17 protein-coding genes and 1 tRNA gene are annotated in these 21,418 nt (G+C 61.9%); 16 read left to right on the top strand and 2 right to left on the bottom strand.

What is annotated here, in order from left to right; genetic code table 11:
- The 9 genes from AC04P6_RS07540 to AC04P6_RS07500 form a co-directional block, all read left to right on the top strand.
- Positions 1-275, top strand: a 275-nt coding sequence (locus tag AC04P6_RS07540) for a cyclic pyranopterin monophosphate synthase MoaC (RefSeq protein WP_475566012.1), incomplete at its 5' end; no start/stop codon positions are given.
- A gap of 173 nt (positions 276-448) precedes the next feature.
- Positions 449-1,249: a YebC/PmpR family DNA-binding transcriptional regulator gene (locus tag AC04P6_RS07535; RefSeq protein WP_475566011.1), complete on the top strand. Its 801-nt coding sequence runs from the start codon at positions 449-451 to the stop codon at positions 1,247-1,249.
- Positions 1,250-1,506: 257 nt separating this feature from the next.
- Positions 1,507-2,409 (top strand): FtsB family cell division protein, encoded by a 903-nt coding sequence (locus AC04P6_RS07530; protein WP_475566010.1) that lies wholly within the window; start codon positions 1,507-1,509, stop codon positions 2,407-2,409.
- Positions 2,410-2,416: 7 nt separating this feature from the next.
- The gene (locus AC04P6_RS07525) at positions 2,417-3,349 is read left to right on the top strand and encodes a Ppx/GppA phosphatase family protein (RefSeq protein ID WP_475566009.1); all 933 of its coding nucleotides are present in this window, start codon (positions 2,417-2,419) and stop codon (positions 3,347-3,349) included.
- Positions 3,350-3,391: 42 nt separating this feature from the next.
- Positions 3,392-3,476, top strand: a tRNA-Leu gene (locus AC04P6_RS07520).
- A gap of 450 nt (positions 3,477-3,926) precedes the next feature.
- Positions 3,927-4,994: a polyprenyl synthetase family protein gene (locus tag AC04P6_RS07515; RefSeq protein ID WP_475566008.1), complete on the top strand. Its 1,068-nt coding sequence runs from the start codon at positions 3,927-3,929 to the stop codon at positions 4,992-4,994.
- A gap of 80 nt (positions 4,995-5,074) precedes the next feature.
- Positions 5,075-5,977 (top strand): peptidoglycan-binding domain-containing protein, encoded by a 903-nt coding sequence (locus AC04P6_RS07510; RefSeq protein WP_475566007.1) that lies wholly within the window; start codon positions 5,075-5,077, stop codon positions 5,975-5,977.
- A 21-nt stretch (positions 5,978-5,998) separates the two neighbouring features.
- A complete protein-coding gene (gene glmU, locus AC04P6_RS07505) occupies positions 5,999-7,366 on the top strand; it encodes a bifunctional UDP-N-acetylglucosamine diphosphorylase/glucosamine-1-phosphate N-acetyltransferase GlmU (protein WP_475566006.1) in 1,368 nt (455 codons plus the stop codon).
- A 32-nt stretch (positions 7,367-7,398) separates the two neighbouring features.
- Positions 7,399-8,364 (top strand): ribose-phosphate diphosphokinase, encoded by a 966-nt coding sequence (locus AC04P6_RS07500; protein WP_475566005.1) that lies wholly within the window; start codon positions 7,399-7,401, stop codon positions 8,362-8,364.
- 378 nt (positions 8,365-8,742) lie between these two features.
- On the opposite strand, the gene AC04P6_RS07495 is transcribed toward AC04P6_RS07500, so the two are convergent.
- Positions 8,743-9,855: an IS110 family RNA-guided transposase gene (locus AC04P6_RS07495; protein WP_475566004.1), complete on the bottom strand. Its 1,113-nt coding sequence runs from the start codon at positions 9,853-9,855 to the stop codon at positions 8,743-8,745.
- A 246-nt stretch (positions 9,856-10,101) separates the two neighbouring features.
- Between AC04P6_RS07495 and AC04P6_RS07490 the strand changes: the two genes are divergently transcribed.
- From AC04P6_RS07490 to AC04P6_RS07465, 6 genes are all read left to right on the top strand, one after another.
- On the top strand, positions 10,102-11,169 hold the full coding sequence (locus tag AC04P6_RS07490) for a DUF6994 family protein (protein WP_475566003.1): 1,068 nt from the start codon (positions 10,102-10,104) through the stop codon (positions 11,167-11,169).
- Between the two features lie 7 nt (positions 11,170-11,176).
- Entirely contained in the window at positions 11,177-11,734 is a 558-nt protein-coding gene (pth, locus tag AC04P6_RS07485; RefSeq protein ID WP_475566002.1) for an aminoacyl-tRNA hydrolase, read from the top strand.
- A gap of 136 nt (positions 11,735-11,870) precedes the next feature.
- Complete coding sequence (gene recJ / locus AC04P6_RS07480; protein WP_475566001.1) at positions 11,871-15,224, top strand: single-stranded-DNA-specific exonuclease RecJ; 3,354 nt, start codon at positions 11,871-11,873, stop codon at positions 15,222-15,224.
- Positions 15,225-15,226: 2 nt separating this feature from the next.
- Positions 15,227-17,650, top strand: coding sequence for a RelA/SpoT family protein (locus tag AC04P6_RS07475; protein WP_475566000.1), 2,424 nt, complete (start codon positions 15,227-15,229; stop codon positions 17,648-17,650).
- A 31-nt stretch (positions 17,651-17,681) separates the two neighbouring features.
- On the top strand, positions 17,682-18,353 hold the full coding sequence (locus tag AC04P6_RS07470) for an MBL fold metallo-hydrolase (protein ID WP_475565999.1): 672 nt from the start codon (positions 17,682-17,684) through the stop codon (positions 18,351-18,353).
- 139 nt (positions 18,354-18,492) lie between these two features.
- Positions 18,493-19,122, top strand: a complete 630-nt coding sequence (locus AC04P6_RS07465; RefSeq protein ID WP_475565997.1) for a DUF47 domain-containing protein — start codon at positions 18,493-18,495, stop codon at positions 19,120-19,122.
- A gap of 18 nt (positions 19,123-19,140) precedes the next feature.
- Here the strand turns inward: AC04P6_RS07465 and AC04P6_RS07460 are convergent, their stop codons facing one another.
- Positions 19,141-19,914: a trimeric intracellular cation channel family protein gene (locus AC04P6_RS07460; protein ID WP_475565996.1), complete on the bottom strand. Its 774-nt coding sequence runs from the start codon at positions 19,912-19,914 to the stop codon at positions 19,141-19,143.
- A 214-nt stretch (positions 19,915-20,128) separates the two neighbouring features.
- On the opposite strand from AC04P6_RS07460, the gene AC04P6_RS07455 reads away from it, so the two are divergent.
- On the top strand, positions 20,129-21,409 hold the full coding sequence (locus AC04P6_RS07455) for an aspartate kinase (RefSeq protein ID WP_475565994.1): 1,281 nt from the start codon (positions 20,129-20,131) through the stop codon (positions 21,407-21,409).
- The last annotated feature ends 9 nt before the right edge of the window (positions 21,410-21,418 follow it).

Below are 21,418 nucleotides of genomic sequence, written 5' to 3'. Positions count from 1 at the left end.
CCATGTGCCATCCGCTGCTCATCACGAAATCGAAGGTCGAGTGCACTCCCGTGTATGCGGGCGATCGCGCCGATGGCCGCGTTGGCATTCACATCACGTCGACGTTCGGTGTAACCGGAAAGACGAGCATCGAGATGGAGGCGCTTACCGCCGCCAGCGTTGCGTGCCTTACCGTGTACGACATGTGCAAGGCCGTCGACCGCGGCATGGAAATCATGGACGTTCGCCTGCTGAAGAAGGATGGCGGCAAGAGCGGTCTGTGGGAGCGTGCCTAGCGCTAGCCCCACGGTAAACGCCTCTCATTCGTTCACGCGCCCCAGCCTTGTCTGTACGTACGCTGTAGACATGGGCCGCTGGGGCGCGTTGTTCGTAGGGTGTGCTACACTAGGCAATTGCGTTTTGCGCATGTGCGCACGCTGAGCATCAACGAGTATTCGAAGGGAGTGCTATGTCAGGGCATTCTAAGTGGGCAACCACCAAGCACCGCAAGGCGGCCCAGGACGCCAAGCGTTCGGCGCTGTTCGGTAAGCTTTCCCGCAACATCACCGTTGCGGCTAAGGAAGGGGGCGACCCCAACCCCGACAACAACGCATCCCTGGCGGCCGCCATCGAAAAGGCGAAGGGCTATTCTCTTCCCAAGGATAAGATCAAGACCGCTATCGATAAGGCGTTTGGCAGTGGCAAAGACGCCGCCGCTTACGAGTCGGTAGTCTACGAGGGCTACGGTCCTGCGGGCATCGCCATCTACTGCGAAGCCCTTACCGACAACCGCAACCGCACGGCTGCCGATGTGCGCAGCGCGTTCACGCATGCGGGCGGTAACCTGGGCACCAGCGGCTCCGTTGCGTTCATGTTCGAGCGCAAGGGCCAGATCATGGTTCCCAAGGAAATCGACGGCGGCAAGAAGGAGGGCATGAAGCCCAACGGCACTGCTGGCGACGAGGAAGAATTCATGATGACCGTCGACGAAGCCGGCGGCAAGGATTACGAAGACGCCGACGAGCAGTGGATCGTCTACACCGCTCCCACCGACCTCATGGCCGTCAAGAAGGCTCTCGAGGCTGCGGGCGTTGAAACGCAGGGCGCCGAGTTCATCATGGAAGCAACCACGCCTACCCAGGTAAGCGCTTCCGACGCCAAGAAGGTCATGCGTCTGGTCGACCGTCTGGAAGAGCTCGAAGACCTCCAGAGCGTGTACCACACCATGGACATCACCGACGAAATCGCGGCTGCTCTGGAAGAAGAATAGCAAGCGATATTTCGCAACTGCAGGGCACCCGTGCGCATATGTGCGTGCGGGTGCCTTTTCTTTTCAAAAGTGTTGAATTCGTACGTTTCCCATGTAGTGGGCTGAAAATGAATCGCACCAGGTAGATAGCCTGTTCCGCGGCTGCGCGCCACTCGATTATGAATTCAGGCCCGATTTGCCTTCCCGGTGGAATGCCCATCGCCGTGCGTGATAAGATAAACGCACCGAAGCATTACACGCACTATAAACCAACTACGATGCTCAAGGGGTCTGTTCAGGTGTCAAGCCAAGCGCATATCGTCGATTTCGAAACCGCGAAATCCGCTTCTCGCGCACGTCGAGGCTCCCGCACCTCCTCCGTATCATCTGCATCCGGCGCACGTGCGCGCTTCGCTTCGGGCGAAGACTATCGCGCCTCTGCCGAAGAGCGCCTTCAGTCGCGCATGTCGTCTCGCGGTTCTGCGAGCGCATCCCGTTCCAACCGCCGCGCTTCATCGCGTCGCGAACGCTCTCATGCTGAGCCTGCTCGCGCCGAGCGTACGGAACGCAAGCAGAGCGCGTTCCAGAAGCATCGTCATGATGCGCGCAAGAAGAAGGCGTCGCGTGCATTCGATCGCTTCGAGCAGAAGCAGCCGTCGACGCCGTCCGAGTCGGGTCCCCGTGCCGCCGTCTACCGCGGTCAGATGGGGTCCACGCATCGCAAGTCGGCGCGCATGCAGAATGAGCGTTCCAGCATGCAGCGTGCCAATTCCGCACCCGCCCGTCAGGCGGCTCGCAAGGTGCGCCTCGCCGTCGCCGTGCCGCTCGCGGTGCTTGCTTGCATCACGGCTTGCGCCGTCTTCCTGTATTCCCCCGCGCGCGATTACTACACGGCCGTTCGCGATCAGGCGAAGATGGAGGCCGAGTACGTGATCGTCTCGCAGGAGAACGAAGAGCTTCAGTCCGATGTTGCCAATCTCTCCACCGATGAGGGCATGGAAGATGCCGCACGCCAGGGGTATGGCATGGTGCGCGAGGGCGAGACGTCCGTGCACGTCTCGGGCCTTTCGGCGGATAGCACGTCCGTCGATGTGACGAGCCTCACGCCTTCAAGTGATATCAAAGCTCCCGACACATGGTATTCGGGGGTGCTCGATACGTTTTTCGGCTATTCGGGATAGGAGCGCCATGGGTCGCTATGCAGCCATCGATATCGGCACGGTCACGTGCCGTTTGTTCATTGCGGATGTCGACGAGAGCGGCTTGCATGTTTTGGAACGCCGCTCGTCCATCGTGAATCTGGGCGAGGGCGTGGATGCGACGGGCGTCCTGAAGCCCGAGGCCATGGAGCGCGTGCGTGCATGCGTTGCCGGATATCAGCAGGTCATTGCCTCGTACTCGGCTCCCGATCGCGAAGTCTCGCTTACTGCGGTGGCAACGTCTGCTTCCCGCGATGCAGCCAATGCCGCCGAGTTCGCCGAAATCCTGAAAGGGGAGGGCGTTCAGCTTTCCGTTATCCCCGGTACGCGCGAGGCGGCGCTGTCATTCATGGGCGCGTCGTGCGATTTCGTGGGCGAGCGCTTGCTGGTGGTGGATTCCGGTGGCGGCTCCACCGAAATCATCGCGGGCGTGGGCGGCGAAGAACCCCTGGTGGCGCATTCGTTCGATATCGGTTGCCGTCGCGTGACCGAGCGCCTTCTCGCGGGCGATCCGCCTACGGAAGACGAGCTGCAATCTGCGCGCGACTTGTGTCGTAGGAACTTCCAACCATTCTTCGAGCGTCTTGCCGAAAGCGGATTCGCGCCGCAGCGCATGGTTGCCGTTGCCGGCACCGCCACGTCGGTGGTTTCCGTTCACGAGGCCATGGACCCGTACGATTCGTCGCGCGTGCATGGCTATACCGTTTCCCGCGACGTCCTTGCGCAGGAAACGGCCCGTCTTGCCGCCATGCCCGTCGAGCAGCGCCGTACGGTTACGGGGCTGCAGCCCGATAGGGCTCCGGTCATCGTTGCCGGCATGGAAATCCTGGGTCAGGTGCTCGATTGCGCGGGCCTGAATGCGTTCACGGTAAGCGAATCGGATATTCTGCAGGGCATCATCATGGCCGCTTCGTCGAAGTAGGCTTCTGCTATCATGTCCTAAGCCTTGCGGGGCCAGTCACTCGGGAGCGTGGCGGAATTGGCATACGCAGCGGACTTAAAATCCGCCGCCTTCGGGCTTGTGGGTTCGAACCCCACCGCTCCTACCATTTCATGTCCATAAACCTCGTCGGTGGGGTTCGAACCGATGAGGTGGAAACGCGACAAGCGGACGCCACGGTGTGGCGTCCGCCGCGTTTCGGTCGAGCGCCCCGGGCGCGAGACGTGGATTTCCGCGAAGCGGAAATCGTGAACCCCACCGCTCCTACCATTTCATGTCCGTAAACCTCGTCGGTGGGGTTCGAACCCCACCGTCCAACGGCGTTTGCGCCCATACACCGAATGACGTATCGAGTCGTTATGCGTCTGTGGGGTTAATGCGCCGTATTCATGCGCATGGGCGCGTATGCATTGCTTTCTATCCTATAATGCACAATATGGTGTTAGGGGTGCATAGCAACGGCATTTTATCAAGTCTGGCCCTTGTCGTGCATCGTTACAAAAGATAGTACATGCAGATGGGGTCGGGCACCGCCTATGCCCGGGGAAGAGTTCGCATCGTGAGACAGCAACAGTCCGCTCGCGCTTTTGCCGAGTTCCTTGCGTCCGCCGATTATGATTCTGCCACGTTCGGGGAATACCTCGACCATTACGCAGACAAAGTGGGCGAAGTCGTCAATTCCTTCATTCCCGAGGGCAGTCATCCCGATATGGATCGCTACCTCTATGGGCCCCTGTACAAATACAGCGAAAACGGGGGGAAGCGTCATCGCCCCCTCATCTGCTTCGCCGCGTGCCGTGCGGTTGGCGGAGACGTCGCACGTGCTGTTAGCGCCGCTGCGGCCATCGAGCATTTCCATACGGCCGCCCTCATTCACGACGATATCGCCGACGAGGCGGAACTGCGCCGTGGCGTGCCCTGCCTCCACCTCACCGAGGGCATGGGTCTGGCCATCAACGCTGGCGACCTGGGGCTCACGCTTGTGAACGGCACGGTCGCCCTCGACCCCACGCTCGACGACTCCACGAAGATCCGCATCATCACAGAGCTCACCGAAATGACGCGCCGCACCATCGAAGGCCAGGCGCTCGACATCGGCTGGGCGCGCGATGGGCGCTACGACATCACGCCGGAAGACTACTTGGTCATGGCAACGCATAAGACGGCCCACTATTCGGGCGCGGTGCCCCTGGCCATCGGCGCCATCGTCGCCGGCGCTTCCGAAGCCGAAATCGAAGGCCTGCGCAACTACGGCCTCGATACCGGTCTTGCGTTCCAGATTCAGGACGATCTGCTCAACCTCATCGGCAGCGAGGAATCCACGAAGAAGGATTTCCGTAACGACATCACCGAGGGCAAGCGTACCCTGTGCGTGGTACATGCCCTGCAGAATTCGCCCAAGCGCGATAGGCTCGTCGAAATCCTCAGCTCGCATGAGAAGGACCCTGCCATCCTGGAAGAGGCCACGATGATCATGCAGGAATCGGGCAGCATCGACTACGCCCGTTCCTATGCGGAAAACCTCACGAGCATCGCGAAGAACCGCCTGCTGGAAATCGTCGGCCCGTCGCCCGCGCGCGATTTGCTCATCTCCATGGCCGATTGGTTCGTCAACCGCCTCAACTAGCCCTCTTGCCGTTCGTAGGGAACGTATGAAAGCCTGCCGCGGGCGTGTTATACACATGTCCGCGGCGCTACAATGGCTGTATGGATACAATGCAAAAAAATGACACGGGCGCTGGCGTCCTCGACGTTCAGCAAAAGCTCGCGGAACTTAATTTTCTCGCGGATAGCCAGGTAACTGGTACGTACGACGATGCAACCGCCGTCGCTGTCTCCGCATTCTGCCAGGCGAATGGTCTTCCTGGCACCACCCAGGTGAACGAAAAGGTGTGGGCGGCCCTGCTCGACGCCACGTTCCATCTGGGCGACCGAACACTCTATCTGCGCATGCCGTATTTCCACGGCAACGACGTGAAGCAGCTTCAGAATGCCCTGAACGCGCTGGGCTTTGCTTGCAACGACGATGGCATCTTCGGTGCGTATACCGAACTCGCCCTTCGCAAGTTCCAGCTGAACATGGGCCTTCCTTCCGACGGCATTGCCGGCGCTTTCACGTATCGCGCGGTGCATAACCTGCATCATTCGTGGGAAGGCAAGCCTGGCCCCCAGGCCGCCGTCCACGTTGGGTTCGCGCGCGCTTCCGACGTGCTCGAACGCAACGCGCTCTGCCTGTTCGGCACCGATTCCTTCACGCGTTCCGTTGCGGCGCGCATGTCTAACCTCGCGCTTGCAACCAACCCTGCGTCGAAGATCGTCAGCGCCGATTCCCTGCTTGTCGCGCCCGACGAGGACATGCTCCTCGTTCAGATCGTGGTGGGGCAGGAAGAGCCTCAGCAGAACATTCCCTTCGTGACGTTCGATTCCGAGGAAACGCTCGGCCTGCGTCTGCGCACTGCCATGGGTGCAGCTGTGCAAACGCCCCCGCGCATCGCCATCAGCCTTCCTTCGGCGCAGTGGCAGGATGCCGGCGAAGGCCGTTCCGCACAGCATTACGCCATCGCACTGCTCGATGCCATCTGCGCGGCGCTTTCCCCCGAAACCGATTAATTCCGCAGGAAGAAGGATAGAATGAACGCTTCCGCGATTATCTTGGCCGCGGGTGAAGGCACTCGCATGAAGTCTCGCCATCCCAAGGTGAGCCATAAGCTTCTTGGCCGTCCCCTGGTGCGTTGGGTCGTCGAGGCCGCGCATGATGCGGGCATCGAGCGCGTCGTTACCGTTCTGGGTCACGCACGCGAGGTCGTCGAGCCCATCGTTTCCGACACGCGCATCGTCGTGCAGCAACAGCAACGCGGCACTGCCGATGCGGTTTCGTCGTGCGCATCCGAATTCGAGGGCGTAACGGGTTCGCTCCTCGTTCTTTCGGGCGATAGCCCGCTCATTACCCCCGAAACCCTTTCGGCGCTTGTTGCCGCTCGCGAGCAGGACAATGCCGGCGTCGTGGTGCTCACCATGCAGCCTTCCGACCCCACGGGATACGGGCGCATCGTTCGCGATGCGGCAGGCCAGGTCGAGCGCATCGTCGAGCAGAAAGACTGCACGCCCGAGCAGGCGCGCATCGCCGAATGCAACTCGGGTTTCTACTGCTTCGACGCCGAGCTCCTCTTCGGGGCGCTTTCGAAGGTGGGCACCGATAACGCTCAGGGCGAGTTCTATCTCACCGATGTCATCGAAATCGCCCGCAATGCGGGCCGTTCCGTTCTGGGCTTCTGCGCGAAGGACTCCAGCGAATGCCTGGGCATCAACACGCGCGTGCAGCTTTCGGAAGCCACGCTGGTTATGCAGCGCCGCATTAACGAGCGCCATATGCTTGCCGGCGTTACCATGGTCGACCCGTCCACGGTGTGGATTGGCCCCGACGTGAAGCTCGCGCAGGACGTCGAGATTCTGCCGATGACCACGCTCATGGGTGCGGTCGAGGTTGGTCCCGACACGGTGCTTGGCCCGAATACGCGCCTCACCGATACGACGGTGGGAGCTGGCTGCGTCATCGATGAAACGGTCGCCGTGGAAGCGGTTATCGACAACGACTGTACGTGCGGCCCCCGCGCGTATCTGCGTCCTGGAACGCACCTGTGCGAAGGCGCGAAGGCCGGCACGCACGTCGAAATCAAGAAGTCCACGATTGGCCCGGGCAGCAAGGTCCCGCATCTCAGCTACATCGGCGACACCACCATGGCTGGCGGCGTGAACATCGGCGCCGGCTCCATTACCTGCAACTACGATGGCGAGCGCAAGTGGCCTACCGTCATCGGCGAGGGCGCGTTCGTGGGTAGCGACACCATGATGGTCGCGCCCGTGAACATCGGCGCGAACACCATCGTGGGCGCTGGCTCGGTTATCACGGAAGACGTTCCCGATAACGCCCTGGCCCTGGGCCGCGCGCGCCAGTTCGTGAAAGAAGGATACCGTGCTCCCAAGCAGGAGCAGCAGTAAGCACGTCATTAGCTATTGGGAAGGTTGAAGCAATGGCACACATCATCGACATGAAAAAGCAGATGAAGCTCTTCTCGGGGTCGGTGAATCGCGAGCTCGCCGAGCAGATTGCCAATGAGCTCAAGATCGATCTTGGCAATGTGAAGCTCGAGAAGTTCGCCAATGGCGAAATCTACGCGCGCTACCTGGAAAGCGTGCGCGGCTGCGACGTCTTCATCGTTCAGAGCGTCGCGGGCTCGCACATCAACGATGCGCTCATGGAGCTGCTCATCATGATCGACGCCGCCAAGCGTGCGAGCGCCCGCACCATTTCCGCGGTCGTCACGCATTACGGCTATGCGCGTCAGGAGCGCAAGGCCGCTCCCCGCGAGCCTATCACGGCTCGTCTGGTGGCCGACATGCTGGAAGCCGCCGGTGCCACGAACATGATTTCGGTCGACCTGCATCAGAACGCCATCCAGGGCTTCTTCGAGATTCCCGTTAACCACATGACGGCAATGGGCCTCTTCGTCGACTACTTCAAGAACAAGGGCTGGGACCCCGACGAGGTCTGCGTCGTTTCCCCCGATGTGGGTCGCGCCAAGGCTGCCAAGAAGTTCCAGACGAAGCTCGACAGCAGCATCGCCATCATGCACAAGGACCGCCCGCGTCACAACCAGAGCGAAATCACCGCGCTCATCGGCGATGTGTCCGACAAGATCTGCATCATCAACGACGACATGATCGACACGGCGGGTTCCCTGGTGGCCGCTGCCGATACGCTGAAGGCCAAGGGCGCTCGCAGCGTGTACGCTTGCGCAACGCATGGCCTGTTCAGCGGCCCGGCGTACGAGCGCATCGCGAACTCCTGCATCGAGGAGGTCGTGGTCACGAATGCCGTGCCCGTGCCCCTCGATCGTCAGAACGGCAAGATCAAGGTTCTTTCCGTTGCCCCCGTGTTCGCCAAGACGATCAAGAACGTTTTCGAATACGGCAGCGTTGCCGCACTGTTCGAATAGGCTCGTCTGCATAGAGCTTATGCCGGAGCGTCTCGCGCGAGCGGGGCGCTCCTTTTAATATGAGCAGGACATTGTCAAGAGGCAAAATCGGGCCTGACCCCAATCAATCGGGGCCAGGCCCTTCCTCTATCTCCACCCGGTCGCGGCGACCTCGGCGTGTCTTTCCGACGCTCGTCCTTGCAGTTTAATATCCGCCCATGGCGCCTTCGCGCTGGGCAATCCGTTGCTACGGCTGGGGTTGCCTCGTCGCTCGACAGTCTTTTGACGCGGGTGGCGCCTGATGGCGCTCGCAAAAAAGGAGACTGGAGTCCGCCCCAACGGCCTCGGATTTACCGCGATGCGGGAGGGATGGCTCTATGCCGCCGGCACCCGCGCCGGCTACGCCCCCTCGGCCATGAGGCCGATCGCCCACGCCCAGCATGCCAGCTCGCGGGCGGTGGCCACGTTCGCCTTGTTCTTGTGGACGCCCCGGTCGAGCAGCGCCTCGCGCCTCCCGACCAGCCTGCGCACGCCCTTGGCCGCATGCCGCCTCGCGGCCGGGTCGGGCGCCTGGCCCGGCGAGAGCTCCTTGCCGTGCGCGGAGCAGCTCGCGTAGTGCCAGGCGGACTCGACGAGCGCGCGCCGCAGGTGGCGGTTGCCCGCCTTGGTGATTCCGCCCTTGCGCACGCTCTCGCCGCTCGAGTGCTCGGAGGGGACGAGCCCAATCCACGCCGCGAACGACCTCGCGTTCCCGAACCGGGAGAACTCGCCGGCCTCGAAGACCAGATCGGCCGCCGTGGCGACGTCGATGCCCTTCAGGCAGCGCAGCGAGTCCACCCGCCTCTTCCAGCGGGGCCTGGAGGCCTCGGCCGCCACCAGCTTCTCGAGGCGCGCCTTCTCCTCGCACGCCGCCTCGACCCGGTCGATGTAGTAGGCCAGGACGTCGCCGTCGGCCTTCTCGGGGAAGGATATGGACTTCGCCCATGCCCAGTAGGCCGCCGTCCAGTTCTTCTTGCGCCGCCCCGTCGGGGTGAGCTCGTCGAAGACGTGGCCGTGCCTGAGCAGGAACTTCGACATGAGCTGCTTGGAGCGCGTGACCTCCTCGCGGGCGTCCTCGAGGGCGCGCGCCAGGTCGCGGGCGGCCTCGCAGCCGTCGTCGGGGACCCACACCTCCACGACGTTGCCGACCGAGAGCATGCGGGCGAGGAACGCCGCGTCGTTGCGGTCGTTCTTGCGCCTGCGGTCCGCCGCGGGCTTGATCATCTTGGAGACCGCGCCGACGGCGCAGTCGACGCCGAGCGCCGAGAGCTTCTTCTGCAGGTCGAACCCGGTGACGCCGGATTCGTAGACGCACCTGACCGGCTGGGCCAGCGTCCCGAGCCATTCCGCCAGCGCGACGTGGTCGTAGCCGAACGAGGCGTTGGTTACCTCGCCGGTCATCACGTCGAGCGCGGCGGCCCTAATCGAGCGGGCGTGGACGTCGAGACCTACGAACGTGGTAGCATTCATCATGAGGTAGCCCCTTCCATGTATGCGGCGTGGCCGCTTGGCGAATTTGACACTCACATTGTCGGCCTAATCCGCGCGATATTCATGCAGGAGGGGCTTCCTTTGTCGCGTCCTGCTCATATCGTCTTTCGCCCGCGCGGGCCCAGGGCGAGCGCTCGTCAGACCGTTTGCTAGCTTATCAGGGTATTTGCGACTTGGTGAGTTATAATCTGTTCCATTGGCGGCGAGCACGAAATGGGGGAGATTGCCGTGTCTGGGTCCAGCATCGAAAAACTGTATGGCAAGAAGAAGTGCCAAGCGGCCTTTGCAGAGGGCGTTCCGGCGAAGAAGCTCATCGAGCAGATTGCCGAAATGGTCTCAGACGACGATCGCTTTACCCAGGTTTTCAACGACGTCAGCTCCCAGCTGCGCAATTTCGAGGACTACGCTGGCCTGGAGGATTGGGCCGACAAGATCGCCGCGTATAATGCCCTGCGCAAGAAGGGCGCTCAGGTGCGTCTGCGTACGGCGGCCGATGCCCTCGCCCTCATCGAATACGAGTGCGCGGCGCGTCAGATGGCGCGTGGCACGTCGTTCGATTCCGATGGTTCCATGGCCGAAATCGTGGATGCTGCGGCTAGCGGCAACAAGGGTTCCGTCTCCAAGATTGGCACCACCGAAGGCGGTATCGACCTGCAGTTCGTCTTCGACGAGGCGACCGCGCCGCGCGCCGCTGCGGTGCTCTACGCGTACCTGTGGAGCCCCGACTCCCTGAAGATGCTCGAGGGTTCGTTCTGCTCCTGCACGCTCAATACCATCGATGCGCTGCTCGAGGCGGGTGCCGAAGAAGGCGCCTCCAAGCAGCTCGCGCTCCTCACGTATCTCTCGCATACCATAGGCAATTTCATGCCTGGCACCAATGCGGGCGGAAAGGGCCAGTTCAACGCCATGCGTGCCGAACAGGAACGCGTGCAGGGCTACTGGGACCTCACGCTCATGTGCATCAAGGCCTGGTATTCCAACATGCAGAACCCGCTGGGCTTCCCCCTGAAGAGCGGCGAGGCCTGGTGGAAGAGCTTCGGCGACTGGAATGGCTTCATCGAGGCGAACTACCTGCAGGATTACGTCACGGTTGGCGAAGATGGCATTTACGAGGTCGTCCCGTTCTACGAGGGCCATAGCCTTGCATCTCCCGTGCCCCACGGTGCCGAGGTGGCGAAGTGCATTCAAGCAATGAATGTGCGGATTATCGCCCGCGGCCTCCGCATGCGCTATGCTCTAACGCAGCGTAACGCGAAGGGCGGCGACTTGAAGCTGTTCTTCAATTCACAGAAGTAGGAGATTCATGTATCTGGTGGTTGGCCTGGGGAATCCCGGCGAAGAGTACGAACATACGCGCCATAATGCGGGGTTCGACACGCTCGATTGCCTTGCCGAAGAGGCGGGTGCGCGCTATTGGAAAACCGAGTGCGGAGCGCTCACTTCGAAGGGGGCCCTCGCTGGCGAAGACGTCGTCTTTGCCAAGCCCCAGAGCTACATGAACACGTCGGGTGGCCCCGTAAAGCAGCTCCTGGCTGCGCATGGCGTTACGCCCGACCATCTCATCGTCATCCACGACGACCTCGATATCGAGCCCGGTAACATCCGCGTGAAGTTCGGCGGTGGGCATGCCGGCCATAACGGCCTGCGTTCCATCTGCGACAAGCTCGGCACGCGCGATTGGTTCCGCGTGCGCTGCGGCATCGGGCGCCCGCCCGGACGCATGAGCGTTGCCGATTACGTCCTTTCCCGTCCGCGTAAGCAGGCGGAAGAGGAATTTCGCGCCAGCGTGGAAACGGCTGCGCGTGCGGTTCCCTTCCTCATTCGGAACGGCTTGGAAAAGACGCAGCAGGAATTCAACTAAGCTCGAAGCAGAGGGGCGAAACGGGTTCGAACGTTTCGCCCCTCTTTGTTTACGGGAGCACCCCACTCGTGGCAATGCCGTCCGCTTTGTGCGAGAATGGATTGCGAAACACAGTGACGCAGTTAGGTTTACGCATATGACGGCTCGATTTTGCATTCGCGCGGCCGATGAGGCCGCTGTATCGGTATTGCAGCGAACACTCGACATCCCTCGCTTCATGGCGAGGGCGATGGTTGCCCGCGGCATCTCCACGCCGCAGCAGGCCACCGACTTCCTTTCCCCTTCGCTCGCGCGCGACTGGGCCAATCCCTATGCCATTCCCGGCATGAAGGAAGTGGCCGACGGCATGGAATCGGCGCTGCGCACGAACCGCCGCATCTTGGTGTTCGGCGACTTCGACCTCGACGGCGTGTCGGCAACTGCGGTGCTCACGCGCGGCCTGCGCGCTCTGGGTGGCGACATCGTGCCGTTCATTCCCCGTCGCAGCGACGAAGGCTATGGCCTCACCGCCGCGGCAATCGACCGCTTCATGCAGTATCGCCCCGACGTGGTCATCACCGTCGACTGCGGCATCGCCTGCCGTGAAGAGGTGAAGACGCTCCAGCATCGTGGGGTCGAGGTGTTCGTTACCGACCATCACGAACCCGCCGACCTGGTGCCCGTCGACGTTCCCGTATGCGACCCGAAGATCGACGACTCCTGCAGGCAGAGCATGCTCGCGGGCGTGGGCGTGGCCCTGAAGCTCGTCCAGGTTCTGGGCGCCCGTTTCGGGCAGCCCCATCTGTGGCGCGAGTATACCGACCTGGCAACGCTGGGCACCGTGGCCGACCTCGTGCCGCTCGTGCGCGATAACCGCGCCTTGGTGGCCGATGGCGTCGCGCGCATGAACGATGTGCCCCGTCCCGCTATCGCCGCGCTGCTTGCCTGCGCGGGCGCGCTCGAGAATCCCGTTGCCTCCACGTCCCTTTCCTTCAGCATCATTCCGCGCCTTAATGCCGCGGGCCGCATGGGCGACGCTGCAGCTGCGCTCGACTTGCTTCTGGAAGACGACTTCGACAAGGCGAGCGAACTTGCTTCCGCGCTCGAGGGAATTAACGACCAGCGCCGTGCCATCGAGCTCGAGCTCACCGAAATCGCCACGCTGCAAGCCCAGGAAACCTACCATGGCCAGCGTGCGCTCGTGGTTTCCGGAAAGGGCTGGCACGAGGGCGTGAAGGGCATCGTCGCGAGTCGCCTCGTGCGCTCGTATGGCGTGCCCGTCATTCTGTTCACCATCGACGACGAGGGCGTTGCGCGTGGCAGCGGCCGAAGCGTTGGCCAGGTGAACCTGTTCAAGGCCGTGGAGAGCACGGCCGATCTGCTCACGCGCTTCGGTGGCCACGAGGCTGCGGTGGGCGTTACGCTTCCCGCGGAAAACCTCGATGCGTTCGCCAAGAGCCTCTGCGAGTACATGGATGCGCTTCCCGAAGACAACTTCCATCCGCGCATCGACATCGACGCCTGCGTCGACCTCGATGAGCTCACGTTGGAAAACGTCGAGAAGATGCAGCTCATGGCTCCGTTCGGTCAGGAAAACCGCCAGCCGCGCCTTCTCGCGCGCAGCGTTTCCCTTGCCAAGAGCCGCGCCGTGGGCGCCGACAAGAACCATCTTTCCACGATGCTCACCGACGGGCGCAATACCTGCGCGGGCATTATGTTCCATTGCCCCAACATTCCGCAGCTCATGAACTGCGGATGCGTGGTGAATGCCGCGTTCGAGGTGCAAATCGACACGTGGCGTGGCCGCCGTTCGGTGAAGGCCATGCTGTCGTCCATCTCGCCCGTGCAAACGTGCCGTGCGCTCGAGGCTTGCATCAGTTCCGAGCACCGCAACTACATGGACGGCCTCTTCGCCATCGACGAGGAAAGCGATTTGGCTGGCACCGCCCAGGAAGACGACGCGGAAGTCGACCGCATGGAAGAGGAGCGCGAACGCAATCGCCAGACCTGGGAAGAGCTTGCCGCAAACGACCCCGAGGCCCTGCGCAGCGCCATCGTCGCGTCGTTCATCGGTGAAGATAACGAACTCTTCGACTCGCAGCGCCAGGTGCTCGATGCCCTGAAGGAGCGCGAATCCACCCTTGCCGTCATGGCCACGGGCCGCGGCAAGTCGCTCGTGTTCCAGGTGCATGCCTCGATGTGCGCGCTCGCCAAGCATACGGCTAGCCTGTTCGTGTATCCGCTGCGCGCGCTCATCGCCGACCAGGCATATCACATGCGCCAGGCTTTGCAGCCCTTCGGCGTTAACGTCGAGGTGCTCACGGGCGAATCGGCTCCCGAGGAGCGTTCTCAGATCTTCGACGGCCTTGCGAATGGCGCGGTCGACCTGGTGCTCACCACGCCCGAGTTCCTGTCGTTCCATGCCGCCGAGTTCGCCCAGTCGAAGCGCATTGGTTTCGTGGTGGTAGACGAAGCCCATCATGTGGGGCTTGCGAAAGCGGGCAATCGCGATGCGTATGCCCATCTCGACGAGGCTGTTCGCGCGTTGGGAAACCCCGTGGTGCTCGCGCTTACCGCTACGGCTCCCGCCGATGTCGCCCATGACATCGAACGCGTGCTGAACGTGGGGGAGTGTGTGCTCGACCGCACCGAACGCGAGAACCTGCGTCTCGACGACCAGCGCAACATCAAGTACCGCGATCCGTATGTCGCGAACCTCATCGCTTCGGGCGAGAAGACGGTCGTGTACGTGAATTCGCGCCAGCAATCGGTGGCGCTCGCGCGCACGCTTCGCAAGCTCGTTCCCAGCATGGCCCCGTTCATTGGGTTCTACAACGCGGGGCTCACGCGTGCCGACCGCATGCATGTCGAGGAGATGTTCCGCACGGGCGCTCTTTCGGTGCTCATCTCCACGTCGGCGTTCGGCGAGGGCGTGAACATCCCCGATATCCGCCATGTGGTTCTCTACCACATGCCCTTTAACGAGGTCGAGTTCAACCAGATGAGTGGTCGAGCCGGCCGCGATGGCCAGGAAGCCTGGGTGCACCTGCTGTTCGGTTCGGCCGATGCCGCCATTAACGAGCGCATTCTGGGCGACGCCACGCCCAGCCACGATACGCTCGGTGCGTTCTATCGCGTGCTGAAGCGCATCGGCAACGAGCATGGCGATTCGTTCTTCGCGATATCCGACGAGCAGCTCGCTGAGGAAGTCGCGGCGTTCGACCCGCGCGTGAACGTTTCCGCCGCTTCGGCGGCGTGCGCGGTCGCCGTCTTCCGCGAACTGGGCCTCATCGAAACCGACAGCGCCGACAAAGCCGGGTTCCGGCGCTCCATCCGCATCGTCCCGGCCGAAGGAAAGGTCGAGCTCACCGATAGCGTGCGCTATCGCGAGGGGCTCGATGAGATTGGCATCTTCCGGTCGTTCTGCGATTGGGCGACGAAGAGCAGCGTGGCCGTCTTGCGCCAGCGCATTGCGCGTCCCATTCTGCCCGACGAGAAAAGCCAGGGGTAAGTATGAACGAAATTCCCAACAGCAACGATATGGCGAACGGCGTGGGCGACGAGCTTCTGGGCGAAGCGCGCGAGCCTAATGGCGGTGCGTCGCGCTTCACCGATGGCTCCGATGCCCTCATCGGGCGTTCGCATGCCTACGAGCTGGCTATTGGCTCTACGGCGGGCATGGCCGACCCCGCAATGGTCACGGAAAGCCGCACGCCCGAAGAGCGTTTTGCCTACCTGCAGGAATCTACCCGTTCCTATCTAACGCAGGAGGATGAAGACCTGCTCGAGCGCGCGTTCGTGTTCGCGCGCGACGCCCATGCGGGGCAGTGTCGCAAGAGCGGCGAGCCCTTCGTGTCGCATCCCGTGGAAGTGGCCATCGTTCTGGGCGACCTTCGCATGGACGTGGAAACCATCGCCGCTGCTCTGCTGCACGATGTGGTGGAAGACACCGATACCACGAAGGAAGACCTCGCAGAAACGTTCAACGAGTCCATTGCGGAACTGGTGGATGGCGTGACGAAGATCACGCGCATCGAGGTCGAGAACCTTTCCGACGAGCAGGCGCAGACCATCCGCAAGATGTTCGTGGCCATGAACAAGGACATCCGCGTCATCGTCATCAAGCTCGCCGACCGCCTGCATAACATGCGCACGCTTTCCGCCCTGCGTGAAGACCGTCGCATCTTCAAGGCGCGCGAGACGCTGGAAATCTACGCTCCCATTGCGCATCGCATGGGCATCAGCCAGATCAAATGGGAGCTCGAAGACCTGGCGTTCTTCTACCTCGAGCCGAACAAGTACAAGCAGATTTCGCGCATGGTTGCCGAAAGCCGCGTCGAGCGCGAGCAGTACCTGGGCAATGTCATCAACATCCTGCGCGGCGAAATGGAAAAGGTGCACATCAACTGCTCGGTCATGGGCCGTCCGAAGCACCTGTACTCCATCTACCGCAAGATGACCACGCGCGGCAAGGGCTTTTCGGAAATCTACGACCTCATCGCCGTGCGCATCATCGTCGATACGGTGGCGCAGTGCTATTCTGCGCTGGGTGCGGTGCATAGCCTATGGCATCCCATGCCCGGGCGCTTCAAAGACTACATCGCCATGCCGAAGTTCAACATGTACCAGAGTCTGCATACCACGGTCATAGGCCCGGCGGGCCGTCCGCTCGAAGTGCAGATTCGCACCGTGGAAATGCATCGCATGAGCGAATACGGCGTTGCCGCCCACTGGCGTTACAAGGAAGGCTCCAGCAGGGGGGACGCCAATTTCGACCAGCAGCTTGCCTGGCTGCGCCAGATGGTCGACTGGCAGGGCGAGACGCAGGACTCGCGCGAGTTCCTGAAATCGCTGAAGGTTGATTTGGCTCCCAGCGAGGTGTTCGTGTTCACCCCGCAGGGCGACGCCATGCAGCTGCGCGCCGGCTCGACGCCCGTCGACTTCGCATACGCCGTTCACACCGAAGTGGGCAACCATTGCGTAGGCGCCAAGGTGAACGGCTCGATCGTGCCCTTGTCCTACGAATTGCAGATGGGCGACCGCGTGGAAGTGCTCACGCAGAAGAGCGCAGGCCCGTCGCGCGACTGGATCGACCTGGTGAAGACGCCGCGTGCCCGCAGCAAGATCCGGGCGTACTTCACGCGCGCGTCGCGCAGCACCGACGTGCAGGAAGGCCACGAGCGCCTCACGCGCGAAATGCGCAAGCATGGCCTGGGCATTTCCAGCACGAACGGCATCCGCGCCCTGAAGTCGGTTGCCTCCCAGATGGGCTTCAACGATACCGATGACATGCTCGTGGCCGTGGGCACGGGCAAGGAAAGCACGCAGGGCATTGCGAATCGCCTGCTGAAGATTCTGGCCGACAAGGGCAGCGAGGAAGTGGACGAGAAGGCGTTGGGGAAGTCCGATTCTTCGACGGGCAAGCTTCCCCCGATGCTCACCTCGGTGCGCCATCCGAAGACGAAGAAGCACGCGAAGCCCAGCAACGGCATCATCGTGAAGGGCCTCGATGGCGTGCTCGTGCGTCTGTCGCGCTGCTGCAACCCCGTTCCGGGCGACGACATCGTGGGCTTCATCACGCGCGGGCGTGGCGTTTCCGTGCATAGGCACGACTGCCCCAATGCCACGAGCCTCATGGAGCATCCCGAACGCATCATCGATGTCGAATGGGAAAACTCGCCGCATGGCACCACCTCCTACAAGGTGGAAGTGCACATCGATGCTCTCGACCGCATGAACTTGCTGCGCGACGTCGTGGCCGTGCTTTCCGAGGCGGGTGCCAACGTGCTCACGTCGTCCACCGCGTCGCATCGCGATAGCATGGTCGAGATGCGATTCCTATTCCAGGTGAGCAGCGTTTCCTCCATCGAGCGCATTCTCACCAAGCTCAAGGCCGTCGAAGGCGTCTTCGACGCGCATCGTATGATGCCGAAATAAGTCGCGCCATCTGGCGCATGGAAGGATACTCATGTCGTTTACCTACCATAAGGGCAATGAAACGCGCACGGTGAAGGGCGGGTGCGTCGACGTTCGCTACGTGGTGCTGGGTCCCATCGCGAACAACACGTACCTCGTCGACGACGGGGAAGGCGGCGTAATCGTGGTCGATCCGTCCGCGAAGCCTCGCGCCATCCTGGACGCGTGCAAGGGCGCGAAGGTTTCCGCCTATTTCATCACGCACTGCCATTGGGACCACGTAAGCGCGCTGGCCAAGTTGGTGGAGGAGGCTCCCGCGCCCGTGTACTGCGGACGCATCGACGCGCCGCGCGTCGAGAGCGGCCAGAAGGCCTACGGCATGGACATCGCCGGGTGCCCGGTCGACCATGCGCTCGAGGACGGCGCGACGTTCCAGGTGGGTGCCACCACGTGGAAGGCCATCCTTACGCCAGGGCATACGCCGGGTGGCATGTGCTTCTTCGCCACGCGCGGAACGCACCCGGGCGCTCCCGTGCTCCTTTCGGGCGACACGCTCTTCTGCGGCAGCATTGGCCGCACCGATTTCGAGGGCGGCAGCATGACGGCCATGCGCGCATCGCTGCGCAAGCTCGGCAAGCTTTCCGACAAGACCCTCGTGCTTCCCGGCCATAACGAAATCACGTCCATCGGCAACGAACGCCGTCGCGTGCTCGAGGCATTCTAAAACGCAATCCCACAATTAAGCTCGTTTTAAGCCCATAGTGGGATGCTGTCCCGTAAAATGCCAGGTTTTAATGCGATAGCGGGAAATCCAAATACGTTACAATGGGAACCTGCTTGTGTATGCTGCCAGAGGAGAGTAGATGGCTCGCAAACAGAAATACGATTACTTCAAGGCTTTTGAAAAGCAGGCCGATTTCGCCTTGCAGGAAGCCGATTTGCTGATTGACGTTATCGAGAACTTCACCACCGCCGAAGCGGTGCGCGAGGTTATTCCGAAGGCTCACGAAATCGAGCATCGTGCCGACGAAGTGAACCACGAAACGTATATGGCAATCGCCAAGTCGTTCATCACGCCCATCGACCGCGATGACATCCTTGCCATCGCCGGCGCGCTCGACGACGTAATCGACGACATCGAAGACATCATCAACCTGTTCTACATGATGGACGTGCACTTCATGCACAAGGACATCATTGGCGTGGCGCACCTGCTCCGCAAGAGCTGCGAAGCGCTGAAACTCGCCATGACGGAGTTCCCGAACTTCCGCAAGTCGCCCGAGTTCGCTCAGGCCCTCATTTCCGTGAACGACTTCGAGGAGCAGGCCGACGAGCTGCACGAGAAGCTCATGCACAACCTGTTCACCGTCGATGCGGAAAACCCCATGCGCGTGGTGGTGTGGAGCCGTATCTTCCTGAAGCTCGAGAACTGCTGCGATGGCTGCGAGCATGTCGCCGACGTTCTTTCCACGGTGCTGCTGAAGAACGTGTAGGCGCCTGCCGCAAAAGCATTATCGAAGGTGAAGCCGCTCCCGCCACGTGGGGCGGCTTTCTTGTGCGCGCTTGCGGCGCTTCGCCTCGTCGGCAAGGTTTTCGGGCGTGCGTCGCTTGTAGCGGATGGTGCGCACGGGCTGCGCGACCACGTCGGAGACCGTCTGGGTGAGGTCGTGCGCGGGCGTGGTGTGCCAGCCGAATGCCATCGAGCCGAAGCGGATGCCCATGATGAGCAGCAGGCAGATGATGGCCGACCAGCTGTCGAGGAAGTGGAAGCTCTTCATGATGGCGAACACGGTGGTGCCGAACAGGGCGGCGGTGCCGTAGAGCGAGCCAGGGCGGAAGGCGCTGATCTGCTTGTTCATCATGATGTCGCGCATTACGCCGCCGCCGATGGACACGACGGTGCCCAGCACCACGGCGGGCACGATGCCCAGGCCAGCGGAAAGGCCCTTGCCTGCGCTGATGATGGCCCACATGCCAACGGAAAGGCCATCGACGATGTCGATGACGGGGTTCAGGTACGTGGTGAGGCGGCCGAAGTAGAACACGAGGAACGCCGTGATGACGCACGCGATGATGAGCTCGGGTTTCTGGAAGGCGTAGATGCCGTAGTCCTGCAGCAGGATATCGCGCAGGATGCCGCCGAACAGGCCCATGATGATGGCGATGACCATGGTGCCGAAGATGTCGTACTGCGCTCGCGACGCACTCATCGAGCCGGAAATGGCGCCGGTGATGGTAGCTAGCATTTCAAACCAGAACGGAATGGTGAGCACGACTTCGAGCACTGAAAACCCCCTTTAAGCGAACGTGATGCCGTGCTGCCATCATACCCGCATGGCATTCGCCCGCAACACCCGTGGCGGCAAATCGCGAAGGACTTTCACGATGACTGGTTACGGCTAGTTTGTGCACTTTAGTCTGAAAAAGTGCCGCAGTCTTCGGACGGCTTGTCTGGGACTGGTATGATGGGGGCGTCGAAGGTCGATCAGAAAGAACCAGATGGCACTAATCGTAGCTAAATTCGGAGGCACGTCGGTTGCCTCTCCCGAGCGCATCAAAATGGTCGCGCGCCGTCTCATCGCCATGAAACAGGCTGGTAACGACGTCGTCGCCGTGGTGTCCGCCATGGGTAAAACCACCGACGAACTCGTTGGCTTGGCGTCGTCGCTCTCGAGCAATCCTCCCGCGCGTGAAATGGACCGCCTGCTGTCCACCGGCGAGCAGGTTTCCATGACGCTTCTGGCCATGGCCATCGAAACGCTGGGCTACCGCGCGATGAGCTTCTCGGGCCGTCAGGCGGGCATCGAAACCGACACCGAGCACGCCAAGGCGAAGATTCGCCTGGTCCATGCCGACCGCATCAAGAATGCCGTCGAGTCGGGCATCATCCCCGTTGTCGCGGGCTTCCAGGGCATCGACCAGAACGGCGACATCACCACGCTTGGCCGCGGTGGCAGCGATACCACGGCCGTTGCCGTTGCGTACGGCATCGGCGCCGATATGTGCGAAATCTATTCCGACGTCGATGGCATCTACACGGCCGATCCGCGTGTCGCGCCGCGCGCCAGCAAGCTCGACGTCATCAGCTACGAGGACATGCTCGAGCTTTCCAGCGCCGGTTCCGGCGTTCTTCAGAGCCGCGCCGTCGAATTCGCGCGCAAATACCATGTCGTTATTCATTCCCGCTCGGCGTTTTCCGATGCGCCGGGCACGTTGGTCAAGGAGGCCGATCCTATGATGGAGCAGGCGGTCATTACCGGCATCGCCCACGATACGTCCGAGGTGAAAGTCACCATCCGCGATGCGGATGACACGCCCGGCATCGCCGCCAAGGTGTTCTCCTCCCTGGCCACCAACAACGTGAACGTCGACATGATCATTCAGAACGTTTCCGAAGATGGTCACACCGACATGACGTTCACCTGCCCCGAGGCCGATCTCCCGCGCGCTCGCGCTACGGTCGAGCGCCTTCTGCCGAAGGTTGGGGCCCGCGAGTATCTCGTCGACGAGAGCATCGCGAAGGTCTCCATCGTGGGCACGGGCATGAAGTCGAGCCCCGGCGTTGCCGCCAAGGCCTTCACCACGCTTGCGGAAAACAACGTGAACATCGAGCTCATCTCCACGAGCCCCATCCGCCTTTCCGTGGTGGTGAACGCCGAGCAGGTCGAGCTCGCCGTGCGTTGCCTCCATACCGCGTTCGGCCTCGATGCCGACAGCGTGTTCGAGGAGACCATGCTTTCCGCCGAGGAAATCGCGGCCAAGAAGAACAAGGGCCGATAGGTTTTGCTT

Source organism: Denitrobacterium sp. (assembly GCF_056180635.1).
The sequence above is the reverse complement of the archived record's forward strand: the minus strand, read 5'-3'. Positions and strand labels throughout refer to the sequence as shown.